Raw genomic sequence first — 22,519 nt, 5'->3', positions numbered from 1 at the left:
AAAAGAAAGGCCTCAGCCTTCTTCCTTCACCTTTTCGACTACGTGGATGCCCTCAATCCTCGTGAACGGATACTGACCCTGCTCGTCTTTCTCGACGGCCTTAACCATGTCCCATATGGTCAGCAGCGCGAGGGTTACCCCCGTCAGGGCCTCCATCTCGACTCCGGTCTTGTAGGTCGCGCGAACCTCGCAGGTGGCCTCGATGTAGTCCTCGCCGAACTCGAAGGAGATGTCCACGCCCGTGAGCGGTATCGGGTGGCAGAGCGGAATCAGCTCGGGCGTCTTTTTGACGGCCAGAATTCCAGCAATCTGCGCCGTCGCAATAACGTTGCCCTTCTTCGTCTTCCCGGCCTTTATCAGCTCGATAGTCTCCGGTCTGAGCCGTATCCTGCCCTTCGCGACAGCCTTTCTGAAGACTTCCCTCTTATGCCCAACCTCGACCATCTTGACACCTTTTTCATCGACGTGGGTTAGTTCCTTCATTGCAACGCCCCCAAAAGTTGAAAGAAAAGGCATCAGCCCTTCGCAACGCCCATCGGGCGCATCCTGGCGACGAGCTTGGCAATACCAGCCTCGTGGACGACGTTAACAACGTTGTCAACGCTCTTGTAAGCGCCTGGGGCCTCTTCAGCGACAACCCTGAGGCTTGCCGCCCTGATATAGATGCCCTTCTGGAGGAGCTCGTTCTTGAGCCTGTCACCGCGGTACTGTCTGGTTGCCGCTTTTCTGCTGAGGAGCCTGCCGGCTCCGTGGCAGCTCGAACCGAAGGTTTCCTTCATCGAGCCTTCAGTTCCAGCAAGAACGTAGCTGGCGGTACCCATCGAGCCAGGAATGAGAACCGGCTGGCCAACGTCCCTGTAAGCCTTCGGCACATCTGGATGACCGGCCGGGAAGGCCCTGGTAGCGCCCTTCCTGTGGACGACGACCTTGACCTTCTTTCCATCAACCTCGTGCTCCTCGACCTTTGCTATGTTATGGGCAACGTCGTAAACGATGGTCATCTCCATGTCCTCGGCTTTGCGCTTGAAGACCTCCTCAAAGCTCTCCCTGACCCAGTGGGTTATCATCTGCCTGTTGGCCCAGGCAAAGTTTGCTGCCGCCTTCATTGCGCTGAAGTACCTCTGGCCTTCTTCGCTCTGGAAGGGAACGCTGACGAGCTCGCGGTCGGGCCATGGAACTCCGTACTTCCTGTTGGCCTTCTCCATCACGCGAAGATAGTCGCTTGCGACCTGGTGGCCGAGACCCCTGCTTCCGGTATGAACCATCACAACGACCTGTCCCTCAAAGAGGCCGTAGGCCTTTGCCACTTCCTCGTCGTAGATTTTGTCAACGACCTGGATCTCGAGGAAGTGGTTTCCCGAGCCAAGGGAACCAAGCTGTGGAGCTCCCCTCTGCTTGGCCTTCTGGCTGACGGCATTTGGATCCGCACCCTCCATCCTGCCGCCTTCCTCAAGGTGCTCAAGGTCCCCCTTCCAGCCGTAGCCTTTGTCAACGGCCCACTTTGCTCCCTCTGCCAGAACATCGTCGAGCTGGCTCCAGTGGAGCCTCACGCGCCCCTTGCTTCCAAGACCACTCGGCACGTTCTTGAAGAGTGTGTCGACGAGCTCCTTGATCTTCGGCCTAACTTCCTTTTCAGTTAGGTTCGTGCGGATAAGACGGACACCACAGTTTATGTCGTAGCCGACTCCACCGGGGCTGATAACTCCTTCCTCAACGTCAAAAGCGGCGACGCCGCCTATCGGGAAGCCGTAACCCTGATGACCGTCGGGCATGACTATGGAGTACTTGTAGATGCCAGGAAGCATGGCAACATTTGCCGCCTGCTCAAGAGTCTTATCTCCCCTCATCTTCTCTATGAGAACATCATCGGCGTAGACTCTTCCCGGAACGCGCATCCTCTTATCGAACTTTGGTATCTCCCACCTTATCTTATCAATCTTCTTCAGCGGAATCATCCTCTCACCCCCGTTTTAAATCTCCCCGAAGTTATTTAAGCTTTAGCTGGACTGAAGTGTTACTCCAGCTTCAGCCTTCTCTCCTTCGGCACGTAGTTGATGAGCCTGCCCTCCTTGGCTTTGGCCGAACCGAGGTAGTAGCTCCCCCACTTGACAATGACCCAGCCGTGAAGGTTTTCGTCAATCCTAACGCTCTCGCCGGCAAGATAGAGCTTGGCTCGCTCTTTATCCAGCTCAACAATGTTCTTCGTCGCTTTTGGTCCAACCAGGAAGCTCCCCTCGATGGTGAGCCTTATCCCGTCGCTCTCTATCCTGCCAAAATAGACCCCCTGTCTGTCCGTACTTTTCACCTCAAAGTCGCAAGGCTTGTATGCATAGACCTTGTGGTATCTGCCGCGTATCTCGTAAATTAAATCCGGAGCGTAGCCGTAATTCTCAAGCAAAAGCTTCTTCACGAGCTCGGTATCGTCCCTCTTCCCTATCTCTCCCCTCGGGTTCTCGCTCATGCTTCCCCCTCCCCTGGCTTCACTATCTTCGCAATGAAGAATGCCTCAGTGTCGTTGTCGTTGGGGTGAATCCTGAGGGCTTTCCTAAGCTCTTCCGAGTATGTTCTGCCCTCCCACTCGAGAACTGGCTCACTCGTCTTGACAGGTAGCTCTATCTTCTCCAGCCTCGCGTCCGTCTTCCTCAGGAGGTAGTCAACGACCTCCTCGTTCTCAATGGGGTCTATAGTGCACGTGGAGTAAACGAGCACTCCTCCCGGCTTGAGCGCGCGGTATGCTGCAAGGATAAGCCTCTTCTGGATGTTCATGTATTTGATGACTCCCCTGAGCCTCCATCCGGTCAGGAACTTCCAGCTCTTTCTTATCATGCCAACGCTTGAGCAGGGGGCATCGAGTAGAACTCTGTCGAAGGTATTCTCAAACCTTCCGAAGTAGGCACCATCGCGCGTCGTCACGCGGGTGTTCAGGACGCCCATCCTGTTGAGGTTCGCTATGAGTATATTTGCCCTGTCTATCTTGGGGTCATTGGCTATTATGCAGCCCTCGTTTTCCATGTACTGTGCTATCTGCCCGGTTTTGGAGCCCGGCGCGGCGGCCATGTCAAGAACGAGCTCTCCAGGCTTTGGGTCAAGAACAACGGGCGGAATCATTGAGCTGGCTTCTTGACCGAAGACCAGACCCAGACTGTGCTCCGGAACTCTGGCGAGGTTATCTACGTTGATAAAGAAGCCCTCCCTGACCCATGGGATCGGCTCGAGCTCGTAATCCTCACTCAGGCGTTCAACTGCAACCTCAAGCGGGGCCTTGAGCGTGTTCACCCTTATGCTCTGCCGGAGCGGCTTGACTATGAACTCCCAAAACTCGTCAGTATCCTCTATCTGAGAATAGCGCTCGTAAAACTCCTGGTTGGCCTCCCTGATCTCGTCCCTCACGCTCATCTGACCACCTCATAAATCGGGCACGAGCTGGACCATCCATCTCCCGTCTGACAGTTTTTCAATCCTCATGTCGTGGTAGGTTATGGCCTTGACCTCTTCCTTGGGCTCGTGCTTCTCGTAATTGAGGGGCTCACCGTAGGCCCTGGCCCTGAGCCTATAGCCATCCTCCGTCTTCTCGATTTTGACCTTGAAGTCCCCAAAGACGAGACCGTCCATCTCATGAAGCACCAAGAGCTCCTCAAGGAACAGGTAGAGCAAAGCCTCCAGGTCTTCAGCCTCAATCTCAAGTTCTCTCACTTCCTTCGGCTCGACCTTCCTCACATCGACCATGACATCAAAGAGCGCCAACGCGACAGCTTCAAAGGCCTCCTCAAGGGTCTCACCGTATCCGCGGATTCCAATGTCCGCGGTGTGCTCGTAGTGTTCCCACTCGCGCATACCCTCACCTCCAGAAGACTTATAGGGACGAGGGTTTATTAGGCTAAGGGTGAGAGCATGAGGGAGATAACCCCAAGGACGATTATGGAGATGAAGGGCAAAGAGAAAATCGCCATGATAACCGCTTACGATTATCCTTCCGCGCTCATAGCGGACAGAGCAGGAATGGACATCGTATTCATCGGAGATTCTCTTGGCATGGTCGTTTACGGTGAGCCAAACACACTGGCTGTTTCTATGGATCAGATGATTCTCCACACGAGGGCCGTTGCCAAAGCCGTCAAGCGGGCGCTCGTTCTGGCCGATATGCCCTTCGGAAGCTACGAGGTTGACGTTGAAGAAGGCATCAGGAATGCCATCAGGCTGATTCAGGCAGGTGCGGATGCCGTCAAAATAGAGGGCGGCTATGATCATAAAAAGCTCGTTAAGAGGCTCGTCCGCATGGGAATTCCAGTCATGGGACACACCGGCTTAACTCCACAGCGCTACCTCAGATTGGGAGGCTATCGCCTGATGGGCGAAACCGAGGAGGAGATCGAGGAAATCCTGCGCGATGCCAAGGCCCTCGAAAAAGCCGGAGCATTTGCTGTCGTTCTGGAGTTCACGCTTGCTGATGTTGCCAAGCTTGTAACCGAGGAGGTCTCCATTCCGACCATCGGCATCGGGGCTGGGCCATACGTGGATGGACAGGTTCTGGTCTGGCATGACATCCTCGGGATTTACGAGAACGTCCCGCCTTTCGTCAAGAAGTACGCTGACATAGGTGGGATGATCCGCCTCGCCCTTGAGAACTACCGCGAAGAGGTCAAGAACGGCTCTTTCCCCGCAAAGGAGCACTACTGGGAGTTCCTCGACAAAGAGGACTTCAGGAGAAAAGCCAGAAATGTCCTCGAAAGATTGAGCGAGGATGATTGAATGCTGGAAGGCAAGAGAATAACCGTCATAATTCCAGCCTACAATGAGGCAAAACGAATCGGAAAAGTCCTTGAGAGAATTCCAGAGTTCGTGGATGAAGTAATTGTCGTGGACGATGGAAGCAACGACAACACCCACGGGGTAGCCGTTGAATACAGCAAAAAAGATTTCAGAATCAAAGCGTTGAGACTCGAGAAGAACAGCGGAAAAGGAGCAGCCATGAGGGAGGGCGTGAAGGAAGCTACTGGAGAGATCATAGTTTTCATGGACGCCGACGGCCAGCACAGGCCTGAGGAAATAATAAACCTCATTGAGCCGATAGTTAAAGAGGAAGCAGACTTCGTTATCGGCGCGAGAAAGTTTGAGGTTCAGGGTAAAAGACCGCTCCACAGAAGGCTGAGCAACATAATAACAACCAGGCTTTTGAGGCTCAAGCTGAGGCAGTACGTTTACGACACCCAGAGCGGCTTCAGGGCAATGAAGAGGGAGTTCGTGCCGACCATTGAAAGCGACCGCTACGAGGTTGAAACTGAGATGCTCATCAAGGCGACGAAGATGGGAGCGAGGATTAAAGAAGTACCCGTCAGTATGATTTACGGTATTGAAACAGGCCACTTCCGTCTTGAGGACGTCTTTCGTTTCCTCTGGGCTCTCCTCAAGTTCTGAGCTCGCTCTTTACCTTTACCGCACCCAGCGTTCCGAGGGTTATGAGGAGAAAACCGATGGCATGATAGAGCGTGAAGCTTTCACCGAGGAGCACGCTTATTCCAATCGCCACTGCAGGAGCGGGCGTTATTATCGCCGTCGCCTTAGAAAGGTTGATGAGCTTTATCGACTTGTACCAGACTATCTGGCCTAAAGCTATTATCATGCCCTCGGCGATGACAAACCTGGAAAGCTCCAAACTAGTAGCAGCCGCCAGAGGGAAGAGCAGTAAAAAGCCGAAGGTGTTTCTCAGTGCTGCTATTATAATCGGGCCGTAGGAGAGCCTTTTGGCTATAACGTGGCCGAGCTGCCAGAAGAGTGGGACGAGCAGGAGCAGAAAGTCCCCAAGGTGAAGTTCCAGAGAACGACCCTGGATGATCACGAAGGTTAAACCGGCGAGTATAAAGAGGGAATAACCCACTAGCCGCCGGGTTATCCGCTCCCCAAGAAAGAGCCACGAGAGGAAGAAGGAGAAGAGCACTTCGCTCCTTGTTATGAGTGCGGCATTTATGGCAGTGCTCATTCGCGCGCCGAAGGAATAGGCAAAATAAGCCAGTGCAGTTCCAAATAATCCCACAAAAAAGGCCTTCCTGAGGTCTCTTGGATTGCCCCGAATCTCCCGCCAATCCCCGCTCCAAATTAGACTCCCCCAGAGTATCAGGGAGGCCGTGAGAGCTGAGAAGGCGGCAAAACTAATTGGGTTTGATGGGTTTGACTTTATCACGACTGGCTCGAGGCCGTAGATGAACATCCCAGTTATCGCGAGGAGTGTCCCGAGGGATTCCCTCTCCATGGTTTTCCTGTTCTCCTTTCTTGCTTATAAATCCTCAGGAGGGTTCGTAAGCACCGCTTCTAATGTCCCAATGGTTCATATAGGGAAAGAGTAGTAACTGCCATATCTTGGATTTTGTCCAATATGATGCCGAAGCTCCAGATTGTGAGGACAAATGTAACAATAAAATAATTAAAGTCCAACTTAACGTCACAACGCTTAAATAACGCTGTAAAGATAATAAAAAATGGGGATAGACAGTGGCCCAGATAACTCTCAAATCAGCAACTATTAAGCGCATAGAAGCCCTCGGATTCACTATAGTAGTGGTTACTGTCCTCATTATCGCTCCAATACTATGGGGGGCTTCATATAACTTTAAGGAGGATATCCTGATAGAACCGGAGGATTACAAGGTCTACAAACTAGACGGCTACGAGTGGAGCATGCTCTATTTCTTGATAGAGTCCGACAGACCTGTTACAATATGCATCACCGATGAAACTGGCTTCAGAATGCTAAAATCTGGAGAAGGGACGATATGTCTCTTTAGGGTTGACAGCACCACCAGCGTAGAGAGAGCCTGGAGGTTTCCCAAAAGAGGTCCCCTGTATCTGGTCATAATGTCCGACTCGACCGATGAGCCCATCTCCGTCCATCTCCAGGTGAAGGGCGGCCTTATTCTGTGGTGAGGTATAGATTAACATTACAGGCAATAATGAAAGCTGTTCTGGAGAGGCTTCGTGGCCACGTGTGGCCACACAAAAAGGCGCCTTTGGGGGCCTTTAAATAGTCAAAAAGAAGCCCAAGAGAACTCGTAAAGCAATCCACATCACGCTTAGTCCGCAGGTCATCTAACTTCTCGACCAAGCAACGTATAACAGGAACCGTTTCATAGAAGACGCCATTCTAATGAGGCTTTCAACTGAGGAATTGCCTGTCAGAAGGGAAGGACGGTTGTGGAGCCGGGAGCGGGATTTGAACCCGCGACCTGCGGATTACGAGTCCGCCGCCCTGCCGAGCTAGGCTACCCCGGCGTCCCATGTTAAGGGCTCTGGAGACCTTTATAAGTTTTTCTCAGGGAGTCCCAAGGAGATTGCTGACAAGCTGGCTCCAGTACTGAGGATCAGCGGCTAGAAAGAGGGCGATTACACCAATGAAGAAGCTCAGAACCGCCAGCCGTCTTAAATATGAAAGCTCCAGCCCGCACAACATTGCTGGAAGTCTTGGAGAATAACCTGCTGTGAGCTTCGAAACGACCACTGCAAGGATCATTCCAGTTATTATGTCGTAGATCCAGTGGTGGCCAAGGAAGAGCGTCGTGAAGGGTATCAACGAGTTAAGGACAATGAGTGTCGCACCAATCTTCTCCCTCCGGTACTTCCAGAGTGTAATTATGTTGACCATAGCGAACGTGTTGTGAAGGGAAGGCAGGACGAACTCCTGTCTGGTCAAATAGGTGTTCTCCGAGATATATCCAGGCAGGTTGTAGACCAGATGGGGCGCGTGGACGTGGACGATCAAATATATCGACCCTGCCACGGTGTAGGAGAGCATGTATCTAATGAAAAGCTCGTCCGAGGCTTCTAGATCCCTTTTGTAGAGGAGCAAATACGCAACGATGAGGGCTATCGAGCCTGAAAAACCGAGGTAGTACACACCTTCAAAGAGCCAGTAGAGAAGCGGAAGGCTCTTTGTAAACTCGATGAGGCCTATCACAAAATCCCTGGAGGTAAACGGGAGATGTATGAGGTAGTGAGTGACGTCGACGCTATACCTGCCGAGAAAACCGTAAGCGAGCCCAAAGAGGAGCCACCCGAAGTAGCTTATAAAGAAGGCGTTTAGCCTCACGAGGATCTCCCAGTCGTTGGTGAGCTCTTGCAGCTTTAGCATGATATTACCCCCAGTGGTGAAATATTTAACTTTTTCGCCTTTAATATTTAACATTCAAGATGTGAGTTGCTCTTCTCAGTGGCGTTTGGAGTCCAAGCCCTTAAAAATTCTCCGAACAAAGGGATGATGGTGAGACCAATGGAGATTCCGGGTTACGGCGAGATAAAAGCCGAAACAGTAGTGTTCGATCTCAACGGCACCCTTGGCGTCAGCGGCAGGGTGGATGAAGAGGTAAAACACCTCCTCGAGAGGTTGTCAGATAGGTACACCGTCGTCATTCTGAGCGCCGACACCTTCGGGACGCTGGAGGAAGAGTTCAAAGGCCTTCCAGTAAGGATCGAGCGCGTTAAAGATGGAAGTGAAAAACTCGAGAAGGCCATGGCCTATGGTCCCTACATAGCTGTTGGCAACGGAAACAACGATGTGGCAATGCTCGAGAGCGCTGAATTGGCCTTCTGCGTCATAGGGCCAGAAGGAGCGACCGTCGAGGCCCTCCTCGCAAGTGACATCGTTGTCAAAGATGTAAAAGATGCAATAGCGATGCTTCTCGATGATAGGAAGCTCACAGCGACACTGAGAGGGTGAGGTATGGAATACAAGACGCTCAAGAGAGTGGGCACCGCTGAGCTTGTTGTCAAAAAGTCCGTCTTCATCGGCTACGCCTCGCCAGCCAGCTCAGAAGAGGAAGCTAAAGCATTCATAGCCAGGATAAAGGACCATCACCGCGATGCGACCCACAATGTCTCAGCCTACCTCATCAACGATGGAAAGAACTTCGCCGTTCGCTACGATGACGATGGCGAGCCTAAAGGCTCAGCAGGAAAGCCTGTATTAAAGGTCATCCAGAACAAAGGTCTGAGCAACGTTGTTGTCGTTGTTACGCGCTACTTCGGTGGCATAAAGCTCGGCTACGGCGGGCTTGTTAAGGCCTACAGCGATGCGGCCAGCTTGGCCATAGATAAGGCTGGCATCGTCGAAATCTACGAAACCGAGCGCTTTGAGATTACCCTTCCCTACAACCTCTTCCACGTTGTAAAGGAGACCGTTGAGAAGGCTGGCGGCAGAATAGTGGAAGAGGAATACGGTGGGCTAGTTAGGTTCACGGTCGAGACGCGGAAGGGTGAAGCAGAGTCCCTGATGGAGCTCCTCACGGAGAGGACGAAGGGGAGAGTCAGACTGAGTCCGCTGTTCATGAGGAGCCTGTGATTTTTTACATCCCATGTAAATTACATGGTATGTAAAAATCGCTCGACGTTAACATTATTTCCCCAGAATTTTCTCCCACACCCTTATCGCCATCCATTTATCAAGGAACTCATTGAAGGTGCCGCACTTCGGCGAGAGGACGCAGACCGGGCAGCCGTCCTTACAGGAACAGCCGGTCAGGTGCTCATAGCTCTTTTCCATAAGCTTCTCGACGTTCTCATAGAGTATCTCGGCCAGGCCGGCACCGAACTCGTTGCCGTCGTAGATGAAGACGAGGGGCCTTCCGATGTGGGGCTGATTGGGGAAGCTCGCGTAGCTGTAGCCGCCGAGCTCGCGTGAATCTACGTAGGTGAAGATGGGTGCTATCTTGATAATGTTGTGTTCTATGGCATGAAGGGCCGAGCCTATTCCATCCTTGCTGTCCACCATCTTCTTTATCGCAAAGGCCAGCTCCTCCTCGTTTATTCCAAAACGCTGGAGGGCATCGCCTATGGCCTTCCTAATGACGTGGCTCGTGGCACCGAGGTAGATGGGGAAGAGCTTCTTTCTGTCCAGGTTCTCGTAGAGGGTGAAAGCGAGGTCTTCCCTGTCTTTCTCCGCAGCTATGCCGAAAAATTCCCTGAACTCCCCGTTCGGAATCTCTCGTATCCAGTCGGGGAAGACGAGCCAGATTCCCTCGGTCTCGAACTCCCTAATGTGGGGCTCCTCGAACTCAACCCTGGCAAACCTTTCCCAGTTGAGTATCGAGAAGTCTTCGTCAGCCTTGACCCTCTCGCCGCTCAGGGGGGAATAGATTTCACCCTTCAGGACTCCCGCTTCCTTCAGCCTCATCAGTTCAGCCACGTAGTTGCCCACGTCGTTGCCCTTGACGGCGAAGCCAGTATAGATGTGCCTCACCCTGAGCCGGCCGAGACATATCTCGACGCCCCTATACGCTTTGCTCGCCGTTGTCTCAAGTATCTCTACCTCCTCGCGCTTGCTCACGAACGTCTCTACATCCCAGAGGCGATTTAACTGCCTGGCGAAGACGAAGTGGAACTTTCCAAGGGTTAAGCGCTCTCCTGACATGTAAAGCTCCCCGCGGGAGAAGTAGGCCATTCCAGGGAGGAGTGAGCGGTGATACTCGTCGGCATTGACCTCCTCGATGAGGTAGCCCTTTATCTTGAGCCAGTTGACGAAGCGGAGAAGCTCTCCCATGTCCCGCTTCTGCATCAGCTTCGCCCTTATCCAGGGCTCGTCCTTGACGAGGAAGAAGCTCTCGTCGGTGGCCGTCCGGAGGGAGGAGTAGCTGAAAGCGGGCCTCAGAGGTCTGACCTCGAGCTTGCCTGTTATTGGGTTCTTCCTGAGCGAGGCCCTGCGCTCTATAACAAGCCTCTCCATCACCTTTCGCTCGAACTCGTCCAGCTCGTCCCATTCGATTACCCCTATTTCAGTGAGCAGATAGTGCAGGTGCTTTTCCGCTATGCGCTCGTTCTTCAGGTTGACTGGCATGTACTCGATTATGCCCTTCTCGAGCCTCTCGGTTAGCTCGTCGAAGTGCTCGCGGTAGTAATAATCCAATCCGTTCTTCCTGAGGACAATGCCGTTTATCGCTTCCCTATCAGCGCTCCTTCCAGCCCTTCCAAAGCGCTGGATAAGTGAGAAGAGACCGTCGGGCGGAATGCCGTAGTTTATCACCGCATCCAGATCGCCGATGTCGATGCCGAGCTCGAGAGCGTTGGTTGTGAGGAGAACGAGAAGCTTTCCCTCTTTGAAGTCCCGTTCTATCTCCCAGCGGATGTTTTTAGGCAGCGTTCCCTTGTAGGTGCTCGTCTTGTGAAAGACTGGCGAATTGAGGAGGAAGCGCATGAGCTTCTCCGTTCCTTTACGCGAGTCGAAGAAGACGAGGGTCTTGATCTTCTTCTCGGCGAGCCTCTCCACAACGGCCCTCAAAAGCTGTCTCTCGTCGAGGTTCTTGGGCTCGAAGAGGATTAAGTACCGCCTCGGAAAGGGATTCCTGGCTTCGCTTACCGGCTCAAACTCAGCTCTAAAAAGCTTCTCGGCAAACTCCCGAGGGTTTCTCAGTGTTGCTGAAAGGGCTATTATTTGAGGCTTCGCGCCGAGGCGCTTGAACCTGAAGGCCAGCCGTCTGAACAGGTAAGCCGCGTTGCTCCCGAAGACGCCGCGGTAAACGTGAAGCTCGTCCACGACGAGATAGCGGAGGTTCCTCAAAAGCCACTCGTAGTCGCGCCATCTTTTAAGGATGTTATAGTGGAGCATATCCGGGGTCGTGAATATCACTCGCGGCCTCTCGCGGAGTATTTCGCGCCTCTCCTCCCACGAGACGTCGCCCGTCAGAATCCTCGCGTTGATGAACTCGCCGGTTAGACGGTAGAACGCGAGGTTCTCGAGCGAGAACTTCTCGAACTGGTTGTTGATAAGCGCGCGGGTGGGATAGACGAGCAGGTAGGTCGCGCGAGGATTGGATAGGTAAGAGTCAAAGATCGCCAGCCTGAAAATCTCGCTCTTTCCGCTCGCGGTTGGAGTGGTTACCACGATGTTTTTGCCTGAGTAGAGCTTTCCGAGGGCCTCAACCTGGTGCAAGTACAGTTTAAAGCCTAACTCATCAAGGAGAGCATTGACCTCGGGGTTATTGAACCGAAAATCGGAGAACTCGCCGCCTCTCGGAGGAAAAACGTGAACTTTGACTATTTCGGACTTGAGGGGTTTGAGGGTCTCGAAGAGGGACATGGGGATATATTGGGGAAAACCGCTAAAAAATTTCTGGAGGCGAGGGCACCAACACAATAAGCGATTTAAACACCGCCCTCAGAATGATTAGGGGGATCACCATGGAGGCCCATGAGGACGAATACGTTAGGATGTGGGCGGAGCAGATGAAGGCGAAGAAGCGAAGGAAGATAAAACTAACGCTCTTTATCCTGGGACTGTGGATTATCCTTCTGTTCACATCAAGAAACGTTCCGTCCCTGTTCTTCGCGGCGCTGTTCGGCGGTCTGTTCCTCCTGTTACTGATCTTCCTCGCCCCGACTACCGAAGGGGAAAGCGGGGACTTCTGGATGAAGGAAGTTAAGAGATGGAGAAGGCCGTGAAGCCCGTGGAAGCCTCTCAGCTATCGAGACAACAGGGATTATCCAACCCGCAATCCTTTAAAACCCTCTCCCTCAGCCTAACCCGGTGGTGAGTATGCGCATAGCGGTCATCGAGTACGACAAATGTAACCCTGACAAGTGCGGGCATTTCCTGTGTGAGAGGGTTTGCCCTGTCAACAGGATGGGAGGAGAGGCAATAATAATCGATGAGGAGAACTACAGACCGATAATCCAGGAAGCGAGCTGTACAGGCTGTGGAATCTGCGTTCACAAGTGCCCCTTCAACGCAATAACGATTGTTAACCTCCCTGAGGAGCTTGAGGAAGGCTGCGTCCACCGCTACGGCGTCAACGCCTTCGTCCTCTACAGGCTCCCGATAGTCAAAGACGGCATGGTCGTTGGAATCCTTGGCCCGAACGGAACCGGTAAGACCACCGCGGTTAGGATACTCGCAGGTCAGCTCCTCCCGAACCTCTGCGGAGACAACGACAGCTGGGACAACGTTATCAGAGCCTTCCGCGGCAACGAGCTCCAGAATTACTTCGAAAGGCTGAAGAACGGAGAGATCAAGCCAGTCGTGAAGCCGCAGTACGTTGACCTAATCCCCAAAGCGGTGAAGGGCAAGGTGAGGGACTTACTCAAGAGGACAGACGAGATTGGGGCCTTTGACGAGGTTGTTGATGAGCTTGAGCTCAGGAACGTCCTCGACAGGAACATAGACCAGCTAAGCGGTGGTGAGCTGCAGAGGGTTGCAATAGCCGCGGCTCTACTCAGGAATGCACACTTCTACTTCTTTGACGAGCCCTCCAGCTACCTCGATATAAGGCAGCGTCTAAAGGTCGCGAGGATAATAAGGAAGCTTGCCGACTCAGGAAAGGCTGTCTTAACTGTTGAGCACGACCTGGCAGTCCTCGACTATCTGAGCGACATAATCCACGTCGTCTACGGTAAGCCTGGCGCTTATGGTATCTTCTCCCAGCCGAAGGGAACGAGGAACGGCATCAACGAGTTCCTCAGGGGCTACCTGAGAGACGAAAACGTTAGATTTAGACCCTACGAGATACGCTTCACCAAATCGAGCGAGAGGCAGAGCCAGACGAGCGAGATACTCGTTGAGTATCCGCGCCTCGTCAAGGACTACGGTGGGTTCAGGCTGGAGGCCGAGCCGGGGACGCTCTACATGGGTGAAGTAGTTAGCATCGTTGGCCCGAATGGTATCGGTAAGACCACCTTCGTGAAGATGCTGGCCGGAGTAGAGAAGCCTACGGAGGGCGAGGTCGACTGGGAGCTTAAGGTCAGCTACAAGCCCCAGTACATCAAGGCAGACTATGAGGGGACGGTTTACGACCTCCTGAGCAAGATCGACGCCTCAAAGCTCCTCAGCAACCTCTACAAGACTGAGCTGTTAAACCCGCTGGGCATTCCAGACCTCTACGACAAGCAGGTGAACGAGCTGAGCGGTGGAGAGTTGCAGAGGGTCGCCATAACGGCAGCGCTCATACGCGATGCCGATCTCTACCTGCTCGACGAGCCCTCAGCTTACCTCGACGTTGAGCAGAGGCTTGCGGTATCAAGGGCGATAAGACACCTCATGGAGAAAGAAGGAAAGACTGCTCTGGTGGTCGAGCACGACGTCCTCATGATAGACTACATCAGCGACAGGATAATGGTCTTCGAAGGCGAGCCCGGAAAGTACGGTAAGGCTCTGCCTCCGACGGGAATGCGCGAGGGAATGAACCGCTTCCTGGCCAGTGTGGGAGTAACCTTCAGGCGCGATCCGGATACTGGAAGGCCGAGGGCCAACAAGGAAGGAAGCGTCAAAGACAGGGAACAGAAGGAGATGGGAGAATATTACTACATCTCCGCCTGAATTCTTTTTATTTTTCTGAAACGTCTAAAGTTCTTATGTCGAACTCTATATTTGTGTGGAACTATACAAAAGAGCCCATCCGAAATCTTTTTAAATCATTATAGCATATGTAAGTTTGAACATACATATGTTGGTGATAGTATGATATGGTTCGACAAGCACTCTAGGAAAGTACAGGTAATAAAATGCAAAGGGAGGTGCCGTCTATGAAGTGGAGGGCTGCTCCAGCCTGGCTTAGGGGCATAATAGACCTAGCACTAACGATCGTTTTTGCAATAATAGCACTCTCAGGAATAGCCCTTTACTTAGCGCCTTCCGGTAGGATAGCAAATACAATCGGCTGGACCTTTCTGGGACTTGATAAAGACACCTGGACCAACATCCACACGTATTTAGGATTTGTCATGATAGGCCTCGTGGCGGTTCACCTGATAATTGGATTTAAAAGCATGATAACCATGCTCAGGATGGGCTTTAGAAAGACTAAGTGGAAGCCCGTGGTCGGGTTCCTGCTGGTGATAGGTCTCATAGCTGGTGGATTCCAAGTCTACAGTGCATACTTCGTGGAAGAAGAGAGTGACTCCAGCGATACTGACTACGAGTACGTTTACACTCCAACCAATGACACTACCACTACATATACCTACGTTGAGATCACCGGAACGATGCTTAAGAGCTATACGTTACAACAGCTCGCGGATCTCTATGGAGTCTCTGCGGACGATCTAGTTAAAGTCCTAAAGGAGGATTACGGCATCGAAGCAGAGCCAGATGAGCTCCTCGAGGCCATCGAAATCAAGAACGGACTGGACAGAGAGGTCTTCAAAGAAGAGCTCGCCGCAGCTATTGAGAAGCTCCTGGATTTAAACACTCAAGCTGAAGGAAACGAAACAGTTGAAGGAGGCGGAAGCTGATGGGCCCTTACCTTCCCCAATACTTTTATGCTGAAACTCCAGGCTACGTCGAGTACGTGAACATAGCCCTCTGGCTCGTTCTCTTAGTGGTAGTTCTATTCTCCATGTACTCTCTCCACAAGAACCTCAATGCAGTGCTCAGTGAAATGAGAGGTATAAACACAGTTGCCTCCGAGCTAAGAGAGCAGACTAATAGTGTTGAAAAGATCCTAGAGGAAGTATGAAAGTAAAGTGTCTTTCTTTAAACTTCCTCACGTCTTCTTTTCCTATTAACCTTCCCGGATGGTCATCTTAAACACAAATAAACGATGGCTAACGTTGTTTAACAGTGCCGACCAAAAAATCACAATAACCAGATCAAGGCTAAACAAATCTTGAATCTATACAGACGATTTCATGAAAAAGGCTTAAATATGCCTTTTCACATAGGAATAACCGAGGTGATGTGACATGATGTGGAAAAAAGCAATTGCACTGCTCTTTGGTTTTATGCTTATAACAACCACCCTATCCTTTGGAAGGGTTTCAGCAGAGGAAACTTCGGTAACAGTCATTCTTGTTAGTGATAACGAGGCCGACTGTGCACTGGCCCAGTACCTAGCAAACGTGACCGGTGCGATCATTGTGACGACTACGTGGGGTGTTTACGACCCGAACGTCGCTGCCGAGATAATGAGCTACGCTCCGGACGAAGTCATAATAATAGGAGGCCCCGAAGCAGTGGTCGAGCAGTACGTCAATGATATCCAGGAGCTGGGTATTACAGTAGAGCGCTGGGGCGGTCAGAACAGATACGAGACAAACCTCATGGTCATGACCCAGGCCCAGGTCAAGTTCAAGCTTAAGTTCAAGGATAAGCTCATCATGGTTCCAGGCAACGACACGGCCGGAATAAAGGCCGCCCTCAGGATAGCGGTCAGAGAGAGAGCGATGATTGCATTCGTCAATGGAACAACCAACGTGACCAGGCTGATGCTGAAGCTTCAGGTCAGAACCGGCAACGTGACCATTGTCGGGACCCCCTTTATGAACAGAACCATGCTCAGGGTAAGGGAGCAGCTCAGAAACCAGTCCAGGGAGTGCAACTGCACCAGTATTCATGTCAACATAACTGCGGAGATAGCTCTCGAGGCGATAAACGCGAGCGAGGAGAGGATCAACACCGCCAAGGCCCTCCTTGAGAACGCGACCCTCACTCCAATGCAGGAGAGACTGGTAGAGAGGATGCTAACGCTTGCAGAGAAAGAGCTGTCAGAAGCCAAAGAAGCCTACAGCGAAGGTAAATACGGAAAGGCCTACGGGATGGCGATAGCGGCGAAGGCCCACGCGGAGTTCGTGATAAGAATAGCCTCCAGTGAGTGGAGCATGAGGATGGGGCTCAACCCCATGATGAGGGCCAATGTAACACTCCACCGCCTGGAAGCCCAGATAAAAGTCCTAGAAAATGCTGGGATCGATGTCTCGGAATTAAAGAACCTGGTTGAGCAGCTCAAGGTCGCCATCCAGAACAATGACGTGGAAATGGTCAATGTCCTCCTCATGAAAATCGAAGAGTCTCTTAGGGAGCTCTTCATGGGTGGCAAGTCCCACTTAAAGGCCCACGCTATGCCCTTTGCTCGTGGCGGGGCCCCATGATGTTTAATTTTGTTTTTGATCCTTTTTATTTATCTGACTTCTTGTCGCCCTAAAAGGGAAGTCAGAGACCGAGAGAGAAAACAACCACTCCTCAATTAGTATTCTCTTCAGCTTGAGTTGCATGATGTATGGGTCCAAGGCTACGTTTTTAACCGTATCTCCACCGAAAACTTTATAAAGTCTTCGACATATGTAATATTAGAATTACACATGGAGGAGGATGAGAACATGAGAAAGATAGAGTTGTTTGGAGTTGGGCTCCTCGTCCTGCTGGTTGGAATGACCTTTGGAGCGGTCGCGGCAATGCCGAGCTGGGCTGGTCCAAGGATGCCGGTCCAGGAGACCGCACCCCTCATGGACAGCACACTCATCACTTACTACGCTGATCTGAGCCGGGAGGAAATAGATGGCCTACTCTGGATGAGAGAAGAGGAGAAGCTCGCCAGGGACGTTTACCTCACGCTCTACGAGATGTACGGACTACCAATATTCTACAACATCGCCCAGAGCGAGCAGACGCACACTGACACCGTGCTTGCCCTGATAGAGAAGTACAACCTTACCGATCCGGCCACCGACGAGATAGGCGTCTTCACGAACCCGGAGCTTCAGGCCCTCTACGACCAGCTCATCGAGATGGGCAGCCAGAGCCTCGTCGACGCCCTCAAGGTCGGGGCATTGATAGAGGAGACCGACATAGTGGACCTCGAGGAGAGGATAGCCCAGACCGACAACGCCGACATAATCCAAGTCTATGAAAGCCTCAAGGCCGGAAGCGAGAACCACCTCAGAGCATTCACGAGCACCCTCGAGAACTACGGGGTAACCTATGAACCGCAGATGGTCAGCGAAGACTACTACCAAGAGGTCATCAGCTCGGCAAACAGCCACGGCTTTGGCAACCCGATGGGCGATGTTGTCAGGGGCCACGGAATGTGGGGAAGCGCCGCACAGGAGCCGGTTCAGGACACCAGCATTATTGCGGGCATCGTAAATGTCTTCAGGCACGCCTGGAGCTGGATGAACGGATTGGTCCGGAGACTCGGCATGCCGATTTGAAGCCTTTCTTTTTTCTTCCCTCTTAATGTGGTGGAAATCGAGGAGGCTTGAGTATGGAGGTCAAAGCCTAGCACTTTGTTGAATTTGGAGAGTTTCCCGTTGAAGAGATAGACGTTGATGAGGTCAAAGACGACGCCCTTGCCCTGCTGAGGCGTGCCAAAGTTGAGAGGTACGAAACACCACACGGAACTGTGCTCAAGCTCATAGACAGTTATGGAAACTACATTAGGAAAAGTCGTAGGCGGGTGCAGTCTCGATAGGCTCACAATAGGAAGCGCTTACCAGACTCCGTTTGGAATCAAAGTAACGCTCGACTGCGGCGAAACAATCGTTGGATGGCTCTATCTGGAGGGATGAAAATGCCGAGGGGATTTGGTGGACCTATCATAAGGAGCCCAATGTTCGGAAGGCGGAGATGGGGCTTCGGATGGATGTGGTGGGGCTTTGGAATATTTGCAATCTTTTTCATATTTGCGCGCTTGGTATTCCTGCTCCTGCCCCTCCTCCTGGTAGGGGCGCTGCTTTACGCCCTCCTGAAGCGCTGATTTCGAAAGCTTTTTATTTTTCCCCTTCCAACTTATGTAAGAACCCCTGCCCTATGGAAGGCCAAGCGTGATGAAAATGGTTGAGAGCATTCAAGAACTGGCAGTGATCGCGGAGGCATTGAGCTCTCCAATCAGAGTTAGGATACTCAAGATGCTCTGCGAGAAGGAGTGGTACGTTTACGAGCTCGCAAAGACCTTGGGCATTTCTCGCCAGTTGCTTTATCTCCATCTGAAAAAGCTGGAAAAGGCAAACCTCGTCGAAAGCGAGCTTCGCCTCGAGCCAAACGATCCAAGGGCAAAGAAGTATTACCGGGCAAAGCCCTTCAAGCTCGTCATCGATAACGAGATTGTGAAAAACCTGAAGGAGGTGTGATGATGCCGTATAACTCAGCCCCGAGCGGGTGGATATCCATAATTCTTGGACTGATCCTGATAGCCATAATAGTCTTCGCCTTCTACCAAATGAATAAGACGCTGGGTGAGCTGAAACTCGAGCTGTCAAACCTGCGGAACACTCTGGAGGAGACCAAGAGACACACTGAGGAAGTCAAGAAGAAGCTTGAGGAAGTCTGAAATGCTGCCACTGGGTAAAATCCCTCCCGAAAAACTCAAAGAGCTAGTGTTCAACCGCTTAGGGGCACCTGGGGAGAGGGTAATAGCCAAATCAGACCTAGGTGTAGATGCCACTGCGATCGATTTCGGTTCTTCCGTTTTAGTTGCCTCAACCGACCCTATCACAGGAGCCGAAGAGAGAATAGGATTTTATGCGGTTCACATCAACGCTAACGACGTTGCCACCTTCGGGGCAAAGCCAAAGTGGTTTCTGGTCTCAATTCTCCTTCCAGAGAACGCAGATGATGCTCTGCTCGCCAAAATCATGGATGAACTCCACGAGAGCGCCAGTAAACTCGGCGTCGCAATAGTTGGCGGCCATACGGAGGTAACCCCAGGCCTCGACAGGCCGATAGTCGTAGGTACCATGCTGGGAGAGGTTTCTAAGGAGAAGCTCGTAACCTCGAACGGAGCTAAGCCAGGCGATGCAATAATCCTCACCAAGTGGGCCGGTTTGGAGGGAACGGCCATAATAGCAAGCGAGAGGAGTGCGGAGCTCGAAAAAGCTTTCGGAAAGGAGTTCGTGGAGAAAGCACAGTCCCTTATCGAGATGATAAGTGTCGTGGAAGACGCTTTAACTGCCAACGAGGTTGGCGTCAATGCTATGCACGACCCCACTGAAGGCGGCGTGGCGAACGGCCTCCACGAGATGGCCGACGCTGCCAAACTCGGCTTCCGCGTTTACGCAGAGAGGATCCCGATAAGGAAAGAAACACTGAAAATCTGTGAGTTTTATGACCTCAATCCGCTCGCCCTCATCAGCTCAGGCGCGCTCATGATAGCCGCTCCCAAAGAAAAGGCAGATAGTATAATCTCTGCCCTCAAGAGGAATGGTATAAACGCCTCGGTAATCGGGGAGTTCCTGGAAGACAAAGAATCGAGGGTAATGGTTGAGAACGGAAGGGAAAAGCCTCTGGAGAGGCCAGAGAGTGACGAGCTCTGGAAGGTTGTTTAAAGCTCCACAGAAATTCTGAGCTTTTCTTCCTCCTCGAGCTTTCTCAGTATCTCTAGAGCAGTTTTTGGGTTCAGGGGCATCGTCCTGAGGTGCTCGTAGGCCTTCCTTATTTCCTCACGCTGGTAGCCCTGAGCCCTGCGCTCCATGTAGAGAAGAACCGCAAGCAGAACACCTTTGATGCTCTTCTCCGGCAATGGAAGGAGTTTCCAGCCACTGTCATAGACGTAAGCTGCTTTGGGCGTTTCGTCGCCCGTCAGCTCCTCCACAGGAACGGTATTTGATCCCTCTTTTGAGGTCAGATACTCGATGAGCATCTCCTCCGGGTAGCCTTCCCTTTTTAGTCCTGTGAAGCTCAACTCCATCGCCCTGAGAAGAGACGAGAGTCTCTCGATGTCCTCTATGCGGGACTTCGACAGGATAGACAGCTTGAGGACGGCCTTCTCGACGGGTTCCTCCTCAATGTTGACCGTAAGCAGAACCCTGTCCCTCAGCCTAGAGCCTTCTTCAAATGCCTTGACCGCTATCCACATTGCACCGTTGGTGAGAATACCATAGCGAACACCTGAGTTGAAGCAGTAGCGGGCAAGTTGCCTTAGAGGCTCCTCGCGCTTGATGATGTTCACACCAAGGTTCTTAGCTTCGACGTAGGCGAAGACCCCCCCGTTCAGAATGAGCGCGTAGTCAGCCCTCCCATCCTCGGTTCTCTCCTCTGGACGAACCTCCTCGGGGTTGTTCCAGTCCCACCCGAGGGCCTGAAAAATCTCGCCTATTAGGTGCTGCTTCACAGCCTCCTCGTTCTTCACGTAGAGCTCTCTGTGAGAGCGTATTTTTCTGATGACGTTCAAAACGGCCCTTCTCAGCTCGTCCATATCACCCACCGACCTCGATGATGTACTTTCTGCTTCCAGCCTCAAAACCCCTAAATGAGCCCAGCTTGAGCTTGGTGAGGGCCCCATCAACGTCGATTACCTTCATTGCCGCCAGGTGAGTAACTCCCGTGCCCTTCAGGAACTCCGGTAAGAGCTGGGCCGTAGGGCCGGTCAGCACGAAGAGCTCTGCCTTTCTGGCCCTGTCGAGCATCATCTCGAGGGTCCCGTTTAGGATTGCAGAACCGCTCGCTATTACGGCATCGACTTCTGGCAGAAGCCAGTACTCAAGGGCATCGCTGAGAGTGTTCCTGTCCCAGAGCTTCGGGTTGCGCTCGAAGACAAGGACATCAAAACCCTTCTCCCGAAGGGCCCTTACCACCGGCGGCATGTTGCCGATAACGGCCACCTTTTCAAAGCTCCTATCCAGGAGTTCAACGACGTCCACGTTCGGGGCCTCAGAGACATCGAGGTAGTACTGAGAAACCGCGTTTATAGCGGCCAGAGCGAGCGTCCTCTCGATGATGTTCAGGCTGTCGGCTTTTTCGATGAACGCCTCCAGAGAGGGCTCCTCGATTGAAGTCCTGTACCGACCTACCTCCTCAGACAGGGTCATAGCGACGCCGATGGATTTCCCAAGCTCACCCTCTATCAGAACATAGGTATAAGGTAGTGCAAAGGAGAAGTCAATCAGCCTGAAATCTTCCCTGGTTAGGGTAAGTGCCTTCCGTTTTATCTCCCGCAACAGCATGAAGACATTTACGCACGAGACCTAAAAGCTTTTGGGGTTCTTGGGCTAAGCTCCTATGGTGGAAGATATGTGCCGGATACTCTTTGCGGCTGGCAATGGAAAGAAAATCATACCTCTAGTTGACGCAATCGTCAAGGCCTCGGAGAACGATCCCTACAAGGAGCGCAGGGGAAGGGGAAGACAGCACAAGGATGGCTGGGGCTACGTCCTGCTGAAAGACGGGAGCGTGAGACACTATAGGAGCATGAAGCCAATCTTTGAAGACTTCAAAGCAGTTGAATCCCTAAAGGCCGGGCTCGAGGGATTCTCCGTGCTGATGATCCACACGAGAGCGGCCAGCCAGGGGGTTAAAAATCTCTTCAACGTCCAGCCCTTTGCCTTCTCGACGAGAAGGGGTTTCAACTTCTGGTTGCTTCATAATGGAGACCTCGACAAGGCGAAGATTATAGAGCTCGCTGAGCTCGATGAGAAAGACCTGAGAAACGCCTCCGACAGCTACACCTTCGCCACTTACCTCTGCAGAAGGCTTCCAAGCCCGAAGCTCGAGGATCTTCTAATTCACTACAGGATACCAGAGGAGACCACCAAGAGCGTTTTTAACACAATGACACTCTTTCAGAGTTCTGAAGGGGACTTCAGTGCCTTCATAACAACCAAGATGGTCGATGAACTGCTCCAGAAACCGGAGCACTACGACTACTCAAAGCTGCTTCTCCTGAGGGAAGATAACCTCTTTGCGGTCGCTTCTTCCACGGTGGAGCTCTACCACAAGGCCCATTATGAAGTTATACCAAACGAGACGGCCCTTTACGTTAAGGTACTCGAAGAGAACGTGGAGGTCGAAACGGTTCACCTGTGAAAGGTTATATAGAACATCCCCCCATTTCCTTTTTGG

26 protein-coding genes and 1 tRNA gene are annotated in these 22,519 nt (G+C 52.2%); 16 read left to right on the top strand and 11 right to left on the bottom strand.

Annotated features, from left to right (window positions below):
- Positions 1-12: 12 nt before the first annotated feature.
- The 5 genes from moaC to E3E32_RS02425 are packed head-to-tail and all read right to left on the bottom strand — an operon-like array spanning position 13 to position 3,834.
- Positions 13-483: a cyclic pyranopterin monophosphate synthase MoaC gene (moaC, locus tag E3E32_RS02445; protein WP_167730015.1), complete on the bottom strand. Its 471-nt coding sequence runs from the start codon at positions 481-483 to the stop codon at positions 13-15.
- A 32-nt stretch (positions 484-515) separates the two neighbouring features.
- Positions 516-1,955, bottom strand: coding sequence for an RtcB family protein (locus E3E32_RS02440; RefSeq protein WP_167730014.1), 1,440 nt, complete (start codon positions 1,953-1,955; stop codon positions 516-518).
- Positions 1,956-2,014: 59 nt separating this feature from the next.
- Positions 2,015-2,461: a hypothetical protein gene (locus E3E32_RS02435; protein ID WP_167730013.1), complete on the bottom strand. Its 447-nt coding sequence runs from the start codon at positions 2,459-2,461 to the stop codon at positions 2,015-2,017.
- Positions 2,458-3,396 carry a tRNA (cytosine(49)-C(5))-methyltransferase gene (locus E3E32_RS02430; RefSeq protein WP_167730012.1) on the bottom strand — a complete coding sequence of 313 codons (939 nt, stop codon included), beginning with the start codon at positions 3,394-3,396 and terminating at the stop codon, positions 2,458-2,460. Before E3E32_RS02430 ends, E3E32_RS02435 begins: the two co-directional genes overlap by 4 nt.
- 9 nt (positions 3,397-3,405) lie before the next feature.
- Positions 3,406-3,834, bottom strand: coding sequence for an archease (locus E3E32_RS02425; RefSeq protein ID WP_167730011.1), 429 nt, complete (start codon positions 3,832-3,834; stop codon positions 3,406-3,408).
- 57 nt (positions 3,835-3,891) lie between these two features.
- Here E3E32_RS02425 and panB point away from each other — a divergent pair, with 57 nt between their 5' ends.
- Both panB and E3E32_RS02415 read left to right on the top strand, forming a co-directional pair.
- Entirely contained in the window at positions 3,892-4,749 is an 858-nt protein-coding gene (gene panB / locus E3E32_RS02420; protein ID WP_167730010.1) for a 3-methyl-2-oxobutanoate hydroxymethyltransferase, read from the top strand.
- Entirely contained in the window at positions 4,750-5,415 is a 666-nt protein-coding gene (locus E3E32_RS02415; protein ID WP_167730009.1) for a glycosyltransferase family 2 protein, read from the top strand.
- Here E3E32_RS02415 and E3E32_RS02410 read toward each other — a convergent pair.
- Positions 5,405-6,247 carry a DMT family transporter gene (locus tag E3E32_RS02410; protein ID WP_167730008.1) on the bottom strand — a complete coding sequence of 281 codons (843 nt, stop codon included), beginning with the start codon at positions 6,245-6,247 and terminating at the stop codon, positions 5,405-5,407. The genes E3E32_RS02415 and E3E32_RS02410 overlap by 11 nt on opposite strands.
- A gap of 239 nt (positions 6,248-6,486) precedes the next feature.
- On the opposite strand from E3E32_RS02410, the gene E3E32_RS02405 reads away from it, so the two are divergent.
- Positions 6,487-6,918 (top strand): hypothetical protein, encoded by a 432-nt coding sequence (locus tag E3E32_RS02405; RefSeq protein WP_206205194.1) that lies wholly within the window; start codon positions 6,487-6,489, stop codon positions 6,916-6,918.
- A gap of 268 nt (positions 6,919-7,186) precedes the next feature.
- Here E3E32_RS02405 and E3E32_RS02400 read toward each other — a convergent pair.
- Together E3E32_RS02400 and E3E32_RS02395 are read right to left on the bottom strand one after the other, a co-directional pair.
- Positions 7,187-7,263, bottom strand: a tRNA-Thr gene (locus tag E3E32_RS02400).
- Between the two features lie 40 nt (positions 7,264-7,303).
- Positions 7,304-8,119: a phosphatase PAP2 family protein gene (locus E3E32_RS02395; RefSeq protein ID WP_167730007.1), complete on the bottom strand. Its 816-nt coding sequence runs from the start codon at positions 8,117-8,119 to the stop codon at positions 7,304-7,306.
- A gap of 138 nt (positions 8,120-8,257) precedes the next feature.
- On the opposite strand from E3E32_RS02395, the gene E3E32_RS02390 reads away from it, so the two are divergent.
- Positions 8,258-8,704, top strand: a complete 447-nt coding sequence (locus E3E32_RS02390) for an HAD family hydrolase (RefSeq protein ID WP_167730915.1) — start codon at positions 8,258-8,260, stop codon at positions 8,702-8,704.
- A gap of 3 nt (positions 8,705-8,707) precedes the next feature.
- A complete protein-coding gene (locus E3E32_RS02385; protein ID WP_167730006.1) occupies positions 8,708-9,325 on the top strand; it encodes a YigZ family protein in 618 nt (205 codons plus the stop codon).
- Between the two features lie 54 nt (positions 9,326-9,379).
- Here E3E32_RS02385 and E3E32_RS02380 read toward each other — a convergent pair whose 3' ends face one another.
- Positions 9,380-12,055: a DEAD/DEAH box helicase gene (locus E3E32_RS02380; protein ID WP_167730005.1), complete on the bottom strand. Its 2,676-nt coding sequence runs from the start codon at positions 12,053-12,055 to the stop codon at positions 9,380-9,382.
- Positions 12,056-12,156: 101 nt separating this feature from the next.
- Between E3E32_RS02380 and E3E32_RS02375 the strand changes: the two genes are divergently transcribed.
- From E3E32_RS02375 to E3E32_RS02330, 10 genes are all read left to right on the top strand, one after another.
- Positions 12,157-12,417 carry a hypothetical protein gene (locus E3E32_RS02375; protein ID WP_206205193.1) on the top strand — a complete coding sequence of 87 codons (261 nt, stop codon included), beginning with the start codon at positions 12,157-12,159 and terminating at the stop codon, positions 12,415-12,417.
- Positions 12,418-12,511: 94 nt separating this feature from the next.
- Positions 12,512-14,287 carry a ribosome biogenesis/translation initiation ATPase RLI gene (locus E3E32_RS02370; RefSeq protein ID WP_167730914.1) on the top strand — a complete coding sequence of 592 codons (1,776 nt, stop codon included), beginning with the start codon at positions 12,512-12,514 and terminating at the stop codon, positions 14,285-14,287.
- 206 nt (positions 14,288-14,493) lie between these two features.
- On the top strand, positions 14,494-15,201 hold the full coding sequence (locus E3E32_RS02365) for a DUF4405 domain-containing protein (protein WP_167730003.1): 708 nt from the start codon (positions 14,494-14,496) through the stop codon (positions 15,199-15,201).
- Positions 15,201-15,425 (top strand): hypothetical protein, encoded by a 225-nt coding sequence (locus E3E32_RS02360; RefSeq protein WP_167730002.1) that lies wholly within the window; start codon positions 15,201-15,203, stop codon positions 15,423-15,425. The genes E3E32_RS02365 and E3E32_RS02360 overlap by 1 nt, the downstream gene beginning before the upstream one ends.
- Positions 15,426-15,651: 226 nt before the next feature.
- A complete protein-coding gene (locus E3E32_RS02355; protein WP_167730001.1) occupies positions 15,652-16,836 on the top strand; it encodes a cell wall-binding repeat-containing protein in 1,185 nt (394 codons plus the stop codon).
- A 210-nt stretch (positions 16,837-17,046) separates the two neighbouring features.
- A complete protein-coding gene (locus E3E32_RS02350) occupies positions 17,047-17,895 on the top strand; it encodes a DUF2202 domain-containing protein (RefSeq protein WP_370456347.1) in 849 nt (282 codons plus the stop codon).
- Between the two features lie 353 nt (positions 17,896-18,248).
- The gene (locus E3E32_RS02345; protein ID WP_240910551.1) at positions 18,249-18,440 is read left to right on the top strand and encodes a hypothetical protein; all 192 of its coding nucleotides are present in this window, start codon (positions 18,249-18,251) and stop codon (positions 18,438-18,440) included.
- 76 nt (positions 18,441-18,516) lie between these two features.
- Entirely contained in the window at positions 18,517-18,813 is a 297-nt protein-coding gene (locus tag E3E32_RS02340) for a winged helix-turn-helix domain-containing protein (RefSeq protein WP_012571694.1), read from the top strand.
- Positions 18,814-18,815: 2 nt separating this feature from the next.
- Positions 18,816-19,013: a hypothetical protein gene (locus E3E32_RS02335; RefSeq protein WP_167730000.1), complete on the top strand. Its 198-nt coding sequence runs from the start codon at positions 18,816-18,818 to the stop codon at positions 19,011-19,013.
- Between the two features lies 1 nt (position 19,014).
- Positions 19,015-20,007, top strand: a complete 993-nt coding sequence (locus E3E32_RS02330; protein ID WP_167729999.1) for an AIR synthase family protein — start codon at positions 19,015-19,017, stop codon at positions 20,005-20,007.
- Here E3E32_RS02330 and E3E32_RS02325 read toward each other — a convergent pair.
- Positions 20,004-20,876 carry a type I restriction enzyme HsdR N-terminal domain-containing protein gene (locus E3E32_RS02325; protein WP_167729998.1) on the bottom strand — a complete coding sequence of 291 codons (873 nt, stop codon included), beginning with the start codon at positions 20,874-20,876 and terminating at the stop codon, positions 20,004-20,006. The two genes, E3E32_RS02330 and E3E32_RS02325, sit on opposite strands and share 4 nt — an antisense overlap.
- A 1-nt stretch (position 20,877) precedes the next feature.
- Positions 20,878-21,624: a Rossmann-like domain-containing protein gene (locus E3E32_RS02320; RefSeq protein WP_167729997.1), complete on the bottom strand. Its 747-nt coding sequence runs from the start codon at positions 21,622-21,624 to the stop codon at positions 20,878-20,880.
- Between the two features lie 67 nt (positions 21,625-21,691).
- Between E3E32_RS02320 and E3E32_RS02315 the strand changes: the two genes are divergently transcribed.
- A complete protein-coding gene (locus E3E32_RS02315) occupies positions 21,692-22,483 on the top strand; it encodes a class II glutamine amidotransferase (protein WP_167729996.1) in 792 nt (263 codons plus the stop codon).
- Positions 22,484-22,519: the final 36 nt, after the last annotated feature.

The sequence above is a fragment of the Thermococcus sp. GR6 genome (assembly GCF_012027415.1).
GTDB classification, from domain to species: Archaea; Methanobacteriota_B; Thermococci; order Thermococcales; family Thermococcaceae; genus Thermococcus; species Thermococcus onnurineus.
Note: the sequence above shows the minus strand (reverse complement) of the source record. Positions and strands in the feature narration are given on the sequence as shown.